General features: G+C 49.3%; 8 protein-coding genes and 1 other annotated feature. Of the genes, 6 read left to right on the top strand and 2 right to left on the bottom strand.

What is annotated here, in order from left to right; genetic code table 11:
• Positions 1-350: 350 nt before the first annotated feature.
• Positions 351-2,189: a DEAD/DEAH box helicase gene (locus tag DFP97_RS04775; protein ID WP_114378822.1), complete on the bottom strand. Its 1,839-nt coding sequence runs from the start codon at positions 2,187-2,189 to the stop codon at positions 351-353.
• 127 nt (positions 2,190-2,316) lie between these two features.
• On the opposite strand from DFP97_RS04775, the gene DFP97_RS04770 reads away from it, so the two are divergent.
• From DFP97_RS04770 to leuS, 5 genes are all read left to right on the top strand, one after another.
• Complete coding sequence (locus tag DFP97_RS04770) at positions 2,317-2,514, top strand: YwbE family protein (protein ID WP_114378821.1); 198 nt, start codon at positions 2,317-2,319, stop codon at positions 2,512-2,514.
• A 95-nt stretch (positions 2,515-2,609) separates the two neighbouring features.
• Complete coding sequence (locus DFP97_RS04765) at positions 2,610-2,912, top strand: hypothetical protein (protein WP_114378820.1); 303 nt, start codon at positions 2,610-2,612, stop codon at positions 2,910-2,912.
• 132 nt (positions 2,913-3,044) lie between these two features.
• Positions 3,045-4,247, top strand: a complete 1,203-nt coding sequence (locus tag DFP97_RS04760) for a GNAT family N-acetyltransferase (protein ID WP_181873356.1) — start codon at positions 3,045-3,047, stop codon at positions 4,245-4,247.
• Between the two features lie 23 nt (positions 4,248-4,270).
• On the top strand, positions 4,271-4,918 hold the full coding sequence (locus DFP97_RS04755; RefSeq protein ID WP_114378818.1) for a LysE family translocator: 648 nt from the start codon (positions 4,271-4,273) through the stop codon (positions 4,916-4,918).
• Positions 4,919-5,036: 118 nt separating this feature from the next.
• Positions 5,037-5,282 (top strand) — a binding site (T-box leader).
• Between the two features lie 88 nt (positions 5,283-5,370).
• Positions 5,371-7,809, top strand: coding sequence for a leucine--tRNA ligase (gene leuS / locus DFP97_RS04750; RefSeq protein ID WP_114378817.1), 2,439 nt, complete (start codon positions 5,371-5,373; stop codon positions 7,807-7,809).
• A 41-nt stretch (positions 7,810-7,850) separates the two neighbouring features.
• Here leuS and comER read toward each other — a convergent pair whose 3' ends face one another.
• Positions 7,851-8,690, bottom strand: a complete 840-nt coding sequence (gene comER, locus DFP97_RS04745) for a late competence protein ComER (protein WP_114378816.1) — start codon at positions 8,688-8,690, stop codon at positions 7,851-7,853.
• Between the two features lie 153 nt (positions 8,691-8,843).
• Here comER and DFP97_RS04740 point away from each other — a divergent pair, with 153 nt between their 5' ends.
• Entirely contained in the window at positions 8,844-9,344 is a 501-nt protein-coding gene (locus DFP97_RS04740) for a ComEA family DNA-binding protein (protein WP_245975899.1), read from the top strand.
• Positions 9,345-9,545: the final 201 nt, after the last annotated feature.

The raw sequence follows: 9,545 nt of genomic DNA, 5'->3' as shown, positions 1-9,545 counted from the left end.
TGGGTTACCTATCTCCAGAGCAGTTTGAAGCTCTGTACAAAAAAAGTATTAGCTAATTGCTCTTATTTAGTGTCCACTTTCTTGACTGAGGTCCATTTATGGCGTTACTGTAGTCGAAATCGAAGATTTTATGAAAAATAGTGGTAAATATGGACGTTACATGAAATGTAATTTAGAAAAAGGGATGTATAACGACTTTAAATGGAAAGATAGCTCCATAGATTACTGTTATTTTCAAAAATTAGCTCATTATATGAATTTTAACGCCCTTATTTACCGTTATTTTGTGAAAGCTGATTGGTGAAAAAAAAGGCACATGCAGAGGAGCATGTGCCGTTTCTGTATGCCTATTAGCGATTACGTCCCCGTGGCTTGCTTGGCGAGCTGCCGCCGCGAGAGCTGCTGCGTCCTCCGGCCGGAGAATTGCCGCGCTGACCACCGCGGCCGCCTGCTTGGGCATTGCCGCGAACTGCACCGCGCTGGCCCCCGCGATTGCTTGCTTTGGACTCTCCGCGTGCAGCAGTCCATGGGCTGTCAACGGAAGCGCTGGCGCGTCCCGCCACATGCTCATCACCGCGAGGGCTGCCAAAGCTCCCGGTACGTCCGGTATTATTACGACGCTCAGCGCCCTGCCCCGTACTTACGCGGCTTTCAGAGCGTTCTCCGCCACGTCCCCCGCTGCTGCGGATTTCGGTGCGGTTACCTCCCCGAGCTGCGCCGCCGCGTTTTTCTGTGCGCTCTCCACCGCGTCCCTTACTGCTGCCGCTATCCAGACGTTCACCGCGTCGGCCGCTCCAGCCAGTGCTTTCACTGGCATTATCGGCTGCTTGCGCGAAGGCGTCAGCGTCCCGGTCGTTTCGTTTCCCTGAAGCTGGACGCACGTTTTCACGTTGCCCTCTGCGTCCGCCGGGCTTCGCATTACGATCCTGCTGAGTTGCTCTGTCCCTGCCGCGACGATCGTCAGACCGTTTCAGGCCGTCGCCTCTGACACTGCGAGCACCGCCTTTGGCGCCTGCGCCGCGTCCTTTTTCTTTGAGTTCACCAGGCTTCGCACGAACCGCCGACTCCGCGCCTTCGCTGTCGATCGCACGTCGTTCAAGCTTCGCGTTGATGCTCTGTTCAATAAGCAGAAGATTATTTTTGTCATATGGCGTTGCGAGTGTAATCGCTGTGCCTTGTTGTCCAGCGCGACCAGTTCTTCCGATACGATGGATATACAGCTCACCGTCCTGCGGAACGTCGTAGTTATATACGTGGGTAACGCCTTCAACGTCTAAGCCGCGTGCAGCGACATCGGTTGCTACGAGCACTTGAAGGCGCGCATCTCTAAATCGTTTCATGACCTGCTCGCGCTTCGCTTGCGTTAAATCGCCGTGCAGTTCATCGGATTCAATGCCGAGTTCCTGCAGTGCTTCATTTAACTTTTTGGCGCGAACCTTTGTCCGGCAAAAAATAACCGCCAAATAAGGCTGATGCCGTTCGAGCAAATGTACAAGCGCCTGCTGCTTGCCTCTGTCTGTCGTTTCATAAACAACCTGTTTGATGCTATCGAGCGTTACATTCGTGCTGCGAATGCGGATATCGGCAGGGGTTTTCATGTAGTCTGCAGCCAAACGGCGAATCGCGTCGGGCATCGTTGCGGAGAAAAGCATCGTTTGACGCGCTTTAGGCGTTTGGGTGATAATGCTCTCTACCTCCGGAAGGAAGCCCATGTGCAGCATTTGGTCCGCCTCATCGAGAACAAGCATTTGCAGCTTGCCCAAGTTGACGGTTTCCCGTTTCATGTGATCGATCAGACGACCCGGTGTGGCAACTACGATGTGCGGCGAACGCTGCAGCTTGCGAATTTGCGCTTCGACATCTTGTCCGCCATAAGCAGCAAGTACACTTGCTCCTACTGCTGGTACGAGCTTTTTAAGCTCGCTCGTTATTTGAATGGCAAGCTCCCGTGTCGGCGTTAAAATAAGTGCTTGAACTTGCTCTTTCTCTACATTAATCCGTTGTAAAATAGGCAGGGCGAACGCGATCGTTTTTCCTGTACCCGTTTGTGCTTGCGCTATAACATCCTGCCCGTTTAGGAGGAGGGGGATGGCTTGCTTTTGAACGGGGGTTGGTTCGGTAATTCCTTCCTGATGAAGCAATTCGCTTAACTTGGGAGTTATACCCAAAGCGCTGAATGCGGTAGACATTAGTACATTTCCTCTTTTCGTTTAAATCGTTTGACGTTAAGTATAACAGTTGTACCTATAATGTGCATCTTTACGATCCTTATGCTATGCTAAAGCTGACATCAATGAGGCAGAGGAAGGGTCATTCATGAACGGAACAGAGCGCTCCGCAATTAGACCGGGGCTTGAAGTAGATATTGTTTTGAAGCAGGATCAGCGATCGGGAAAGCTTACGCGTGGTGTTGTCAAGGATATTTTGACCAATTCGCCGAAGCATCCTCATGGCATTAAAGTTAGGCTAACCGATGGGCAGGTTGGACGAGTGAAAAATATTATCGTGCAGTAATAAGATTATGCTTACGAAGCGAGTTTTGCTACGCAAAACTTAGGTCTAAGCTTACGAAGTGAGTTTTGCTTCGCAAAACTTTAAGGAGCGGTGCTATGGCATTCGGCATCACCAGACAAGAGATGGAGCAATGGAAGACGGTCGTTGCGCGCGGTGAGATCGCTTTTTTGACGCATTATTGGATCGATCCCCGTTTTCCCGATATGCGTACAGTGACAAAAGTCGGTTGTGCCGATATGGAGAAGCTATCCCGGTGGTGCCTCGACAATGGCCTTAATCCGCGGTATATTCATGCCAGATCACAGTTTCCGCACTTTGACCTGATTGGAGCGAAACAGCGGGAGGTGCTGCTTCGAACAAACCAATTGGAGCAGCTAGAGCGATTTGGTATGAAATAATGAACTGAACCACTTCATGCTCATGAAGTGGCTCTTTTTTTGTGTTATTCCAACACTAAAATCATCTCGAAAATATCCGTGGCTTCTAGTATGATAAGAAGATTGGAAATGTTTTGGGGAAGGGAAATGTACATGGAGACAGATAAAGAGCAGCTGCTGCGAAAGTTTGGCGAATGGATATCGTTTGTTACTGATTTAGGCAAATATAACGAACAAATTTGGGATCAGCGGATTGCTGCAGACAAATGGACTGTGCGAGAGGTCGTCATACATATTTTGCGGTGGGATGATTATTTTTATGAGGAAGCGATTGCTAAGGTAAGAGCGGGTTTGCCTTTGACAGTTAAGCATCTCGATTATGATGTTTTTAACTTGAGTGCCAGGACAAACGGGAAAACGGCTGCAATAGCAGATCTCGTTCATCAAGCGGTACAAAGCCGCCAACGGATTATTGCGGTCCTTTCCGGTTTAACGGAGGAACAATATACAGCAACCTATCGAGATGCTGACGGACAACCTTTTGAAGCAAAACAATATATGAAAGATTTTATTTGGCATGATCAGCATCATATAGACCAAATAAAGCAACGAATCCATTTTCGGATTGAGGAAATGAGCTTAAACGGCTGGCCTGCTTTGCAGACGGTCGTCTATGACGGTTGGCTGCTCCGATTTGCGAATGGGTACACGAAACGGTCAAATTCGATTAGTCCGCTATATGGGCACACACTCGAGATAGACTCTAAAATTCGTACATGCGAAACGTCTTATGCACAGCGCGGAATGCGTCCCGTTTTCAAAATAACGCCATTCATTCAGCCAGCTTCTTTAGATGATAAGCTAGCCTCTCTCGGATATGAACTCATCGATCACACGCTTGTAAAAACCATCCATCTAGAAGAGGTGAGAGAGCCTTCTCATACTGAAATATGGCTGGGAAATGCTCCTTCAGAGTCTTGGGTGAATGCCCTCGCCATGTTCAGCGGGCTGAGCGAGGAGCAGAGAACGGTAACCCGCATGATGATGGAGCAATCGCCGCTTCCTAAATGCTTTGCTGTCTTACACGATAACGGACTGCCTGTTGCATGCGGCTTGGCTGTGATGGAGGATGGATGGATAGGGCTGTATGATATCATTACGGATCCGGGCAACCGGAAACGCGGATTCGGAGAGCAGCTTATTTTACATCTATTGCAGTGGGGCAGACGAGAGGGAGCAACGCATGGCTACCTGCTGGTTGTCAAAAATAATGCGCCGGCCAACCGGCTTTACGATAAAATCGGTTACTTGCAGCAATACGAGTATTGGTACAGAGTTCAAGCGGATGAGAACTAGGCCAAGCGGTTACGGAGGAAGTTATGGTTTTATTTTTATCGTTTTTGCAGGGCTTCTTGTTCTCGCTTTCGCTGTGCTTTGATTTAGGAATGGTGAATGTAGCCATTGTAAAAGCAGGGGTTGAAAGGGGCTTTAAGCCTTCGTTTATGATCGGTTTTGGATCGTGCTTCGGCGATATGGCCTATTTGGCATTGGCGCTTTTTGGTTTTAGCTATATTTTGAACATTGAGGCTGTAAAATGGTCACTTTGGATCGCGGGTACAATTGTGCTTTTATTCCTGTCCTATAAAATGATTAAAGAATCCATCCGTCCGAAAATGATCGATTGGAACGGAGGCGGTTCCGTGACGAGAACAAGCAGCGCTGACTTTTGGTTTGGTCTCGGAGCGGCGCTGTCCTCGCCAACGGTCATGCTTTGGTTCGTGGCTTCGGCAGGTCCAATCGTTGCGGAGCTAAATGGAGACGGACAAGCTGTTATTGCTTTGTTCGTGGCCGGTTTTTTTGCAGCAGGCTTGTTATGGTCGCTCATGATGGCGGTCATTAGCAGCAGAACCGGCAAAGCGCTTGGTCCAACGTTCATTCGAGTACTATCGCTGCTCTCAGCTGTACTATTTCTTTATTTCGCCTTTAGGGTGTTTCTAAGCGGATTGTCGAATGTTACAGGTGACTAATCTTAGGAGGTCTGGATAGTGGGGGATATAAAAGTGTTTGGTCACTTTTCCAGATAGGCATGTTCTCTTGACACCGAACCGCGTGATCTTTATAATCGGAACTAACCATTTTTATGCATATGGAGCGTTGAAGAGGAACAGTAGTTTCGTAAGTAAGGCCTAGAGAGCCGGCGTTTATGGGTGCAAGCCGGACCTGCTGCGGAATGAATCTCGCCTTGGAGCTGTACGATAACTTATTGATGCCGGACATTAATAATGAAACGTACCGACTGGCCTGCGATAAAGGCGACAAGTGAGCGATGGGCAAAGAATGCCTGCCGCTAACTAGGGTGGTACCACGGGAGAACAACCTCTCGTCCCTAGCGTTAATCGCTGGGGGCGAGAGGTTTTATGTTTTTTTAGAATGGTTATCGAGCAAACTGGGAGCAAAATTTTTAGGAGGATGTGCACACATGAGTCAAGAGCAGCAGTTTCACGGCTATAATCCGCTTGTTGTCGAGCCGAAGTGGCAGCAATATTGGGATAAGAACAAAACCTTTCAAACGACGGAGGAAGCGGGCAAACCGAAATTTTATGCGTTAGATATGTTTCCGTATCCATCGGGAGCGGGCTTGCACGTTGGTCACCCGGAAGGCTATACCGCTACGGACATCGTTTCCCGTTACAAAAGAATGCAAGGCTACAACGTGCTTCACCCAATGGGCTGGGACGCGTTTGGTTTGCCTGCCGAGCAGCATGCACTCGATACCGGTCAGCATCCGCGTGACATTACGTTCAAAAACATCGATAATTTCCGCAGACAAATTAAATCCCTCGGCTTCTCGTATGATTGGGACCGTGAATTCAGTACAACAGATCCAGATTACTATAAATGGACGCAATGGATTTTCATCCAGCTATACAATAGAGGCCTTGCATATGTTGCCGAAGTGCCGGTTAACTGGTGTCCTGCTCTTGGAACGGTGCTTGCAAATGAAGAGGTCATCGACGGCAAGAGTGAACGAGGCGGCCACCCGGTTATCCGTAAGCCGATGCGTCAATGGATACTTAGAATTACGGAGTATGCAGACCGTTTGTTAGATGATTTGGAAGAGCTGGATTGGTCGGAGAGCATCAAAGACATGCAGCGCAACTGGATCGGTAAATCGAAGGGCGCTGAAGTCACATTCGAAATTGACGGTCATGACGGAGCATTAGTCGTGTTCACGACTCGTCCGGATACGCTGTTTGGTGCTACATACTGCGTATTGGCACCCGAGCATGAGCTTGTTGCTCAAATCACGACTGCCGGGCAAAAAGCAGCAGTCGAAGCGTATCAGGATGCTGCGGCGCGCAAGAGCGACCTGGAGCGTACCGACCTTGCAAAGGACAAAACAGGTGTTTTTACCGGAGCCTATGCGATTAATCCGGTAAACGGCGTGAAGACTCCAATCTGGATAGCGGATTACGTGCTCGCCGGCTATGGAACGGGCGCTATTATGGCGGTACCGGGCCACGACGCACGCGACTGGGAATTCGCAAAGCAGTTTGACCTGCCGATCATTGAGGTTGTCCAAGGCGGAGACGTGACGAAGGAAGCCTATGCGGGAGACGGAGCGCACGTAAATTCCGGTTTCTTGAACGGCTTATCGAACGAGGGTGCGATTGCGGCGATGATCGAGCATTTGGACGCTTCGGGCAAAGGCAAAGGCAAAGTTACGTACCGGCTGCGCGATTGGCTGTTCAGCCGTCAACGCTACTGGGGCGAGCCGATTCCGATTCTTCACCTGGAGGACGGCTCGATGAAGCCGGTTCCTGAGGATCAGCTGCCGCTGCTGCTGCCGGATGTGGATGCCATTACGCCATCGGGAACAGGAGAGTCGCCGCTTGCTAACGTAACGGAATGGGTGAACACGATCGATCCGGAGACAGGCATGAAAGCGCGCCGCGAGACGAATACGATGCCGCAATGGGCAGGAAGCTGCTGGTATTACTTGCGCTTCATCGATCCAAAAAACGACCAAGAAATTTGCTCGCCGGAGAAGCAGAAGGAATGGCTGCCTGTCGACTTGTATATCGGCGGAGCCGAGCATGCCGTGCTTCACCTGCTGTACGCCCGTTTCTGGCATAAGGTGCTATACGATATCGGTGTCGTGCAAACGAAGGAGCCGTTCCATAAGCTCGTGAATCAAGGCATGATTCTTGGCAATAACAACGAGAAAATGTCCAAGTCGCGCGGCAACGTCATTAATCCGGATGACATCGTAAACGAGTTCGGAGCGGATACACTGCGCATGTACGAAATGTTTATGGGACCGCTTGAAGCAACGAAGCCTTGGAATACGAACGGCGTAGAGGGTACGTACCGATTCCTGAGCCGCGTTTGGCGTTTATTCGTTAACGAGGATGGCAGCTTGAGCGCCAAAATCGGAAAGGACGAAACCAGCGATGCTTTTAAACGCACATGGCACCGTTCTATTAAAAAAATTACAGAGGATTATGAAGCTCTGCGTTTCAACACCGTTATTAGCCAGCTGATGATATTCGTCAACGAAGCTTACAAAACGGATGTGCTGCCAAGCGAAGCGATGGAGCAATTCGTTCAAATGCTGTCGCCGATTGCACCGCATATTGCCGAAGAGCTCTGGGAGAAGCTGGGCCGTACAGACTCGCTTACGTATGCTGCATGGCCAACGTATGAAGAGGCTTGGACAGTTGATCAGGAAGTTGAAATTGTCGTTCAAGTCAACGGAAAAATCGCGGACCGCGTTTCGATAGCGGCCGATATGGACGTGGCGGAGATGGAGAGCCTTGCGAAGGAACTCGAGAAGGTACAAGAGCTTATTGCCGGTAAAACCATTCGTAAAGTGGTTGCGGTAAAAGGCAAGCTTGTCAACATAGTAGCGAATTAATGTAAGTCCAGAGAGGTGAGCGGGCTCTAGCTGAAGAACAGCTATTGTCCGTTCACCTCTTCGCCTATAAAGGAGATAGAAACCTTCTTTAAATCTTCGTTGAATTTGGAGTGGGTTGTGCGAACGAGCTGATTGAACACGCCATCCGTTTCCCGTCGAAGCAAGCTAAGCGCTTTTGCCGTAATGCCGCCTGGTACTGCAACTCTTTCCTGAACCTCTGCCGGCGTCAATCCGCCTTCGGTTAGCAAAAGACCGGTGCCAAGCAGCATAGCGCTCGCAACACGAAGCGCTTCATCACGGCCAATGCCCGTTTCATCAACTGCCGCATCGACAAACTGCTCCAGCAGGAAGGAAATAAAGGCTGGGCCGCAGCTCGATAAATCCGAGACGATACGGGTATAGCTCTCGTCTATTCGAAGCGGTTCGCTAATATGGGAAAGCAGCGATTCCAGCTTCGTTTTGTCTTCCTCTTGCATCGTTTGTCCGTATATGCAGAGCGATGCCCCGCTCCATACATAGTTCGTGATGCTCGGAATAACCTTTGCAATCTTGCAATCTAATTCTCCCTCCAGATGAGAGATGAGAACAGGGCTAGTAATGGAAACGATAATTTGATGCGGCCGGATAACCGGCTTCAAATCATCGACCGCAGTTTTGAATTCATGCGGCTTGATGCATAAAAAAATGATATCGCAGCCGCAAGCGGCGCCAGCGTTCGTTTTTTCGGCTCTTATGCCGGAATAACGGTCGGCTAAAGCTTGCGCTTTTGCAAAGGTGCGGTTGCTAATTGCGATTTGAGCAGGCGTAAGTGCCCCCGATGCAATAAAAGCTTCAATGAGCAGGCTTCCCATCGTGCCCGTCCCGATAAATCCGACATTCATGCTGAACCCTCCTAAAGGTTTTACAGTAAGCAAAACCAATTTCGAAAGCGTAAGCTTGTGTTTTGTTTGCTCTCTTACCATATTCAGGATGACTTGTTCTATATGTCTCTAATTACGAATGATTTTGTCGTTTGGAGAGGAGTTGCTAAATATATGAAGCATCAATCTTACGGGTTTTCCAATAAGCAGCTGTTGCTGGCAGCCGTTTGTATTGTAGTCGCGGCAACGCTGCTTGCGGCTGCGCTCTTTGAACCGAAGCGTCCCATTAAGGAAGAGTGGGTTCCGCTTAACGAAGCGGTGGAGGCTGCCCTAAGTGAGATGGAGAAGCGGGATATAGATGAGGGAAAAATGAATACCGTCGAAGGCAGTCCAGCGGAACAGAACAGCGTTCAGGAAGCAGCAGCAGTAGATGCCGGAAAAGTTGATGCGAAGGAAGAAGAACAGCATACTTCGGATGCGAAGCTTGATATTAACCGTGCAACGGCTGCTGAGCTGGATACGCTAAAAGGAATTGGACCGTCGAAGGCGCAAGCCATTATCGAGGATCGCGAGAAGAACGGCAGATTTACGACAATAGATGATTTGCTCCGAGTCAATGGAATTGGAGAAAAATTGCTTTCAGGCATTCAAGAGAGCATTGTGGCCCGCCCATAATTGTGCGAGAATGGAAGGGTGTGCTCTTCTAATAGACTACGCTCAAAATGCTAATTTTTTGCTGCAAAACATAGATAACGGATGTATTCGGGAAAAGAATAGCTAAGGTAGCGGACTTGGAGCAAGCTTTGACGGCTAGACAATGAGCTGATCTATTCATAATGAAGGACATCCAGAAAAACAGAAGCAGGAGAGGAAGTT

The organism is Paenibacillus prosopidis (genome assembly GCF_003337375.1).
GTDB lineage: Bacteria > Bacillota > Bacilli > Paenibacillales > Paenibacillaceae > Pristimantibacillus > Pristimantibacillus prosopidis.
Note: the sequence above shows the minus strand (reverse complement) of the source record. Positions and strands in the feature narration are given on the sequence as shown.

What these genes read in the sequence shown, in the direction of transcription:
- DFP97_RS04775 (WP_114378822.1), bottom strand. Translation starts at nt 2,189, where the DNA reads ATGTCTACCGCATTCAGCGCTTTGGGTATAACTCCCAAGTTAAGCGAA.
- DFP97_RS04770 (WP_114378821.1), top strand. Translation starts at nt 2,317, where the DNA reads ATGAACGGAACAGAGCGCTCCGCAATTAGACCGGGGCTTGAAGTAGAT.
- DFP97_RS04765 (WP_114378820.1), top strand. Translation starts at nt 2,610, where the DNA reads ATGGCATTCGGCATCACCAGACAAGAGATGGAGCAATGGAAGACGGTC.
- DFP97_RS04760 (WP_181873356.1), top strand. Translation starts at nt 3,045, where the DNA reads ATGGAGACAGATAAAGAGCAGCTGCTGCGAAAGTTTGGCGAATGGATA.
- DFP97_RS04755 (WP_114378818.1), top strand. Translation starts at nt 4,271, where the DNA reads ATGGTTTTATTTTTATCGTTTTTGCAGGGCTTCTTGTTCTCGCTTTCG.
- leuS (WP_114378817.1), top strand. Translation starts at nt 5,371, where the DNA reads ATGAGTCAAGAGCAGCAGTTTCACGGCTATAATCCGCTTGTTGTCGAG.
- comER (WP_114378816.1), bottom strand. Translation starts at nt 8,690, where the DNA reads ATGAATGTCGGATTTATCGGGACGGGCACGATGGGAAGCCTGCTCATT.
- DFP97_RS04740 (WP_245975899.1), top strand. Translation starts at nt 8,844, where the DNA reads ATGAAGCATCAATCTTACGGGTTTTCCAATAAGCAGCTGTTGCTGGCA.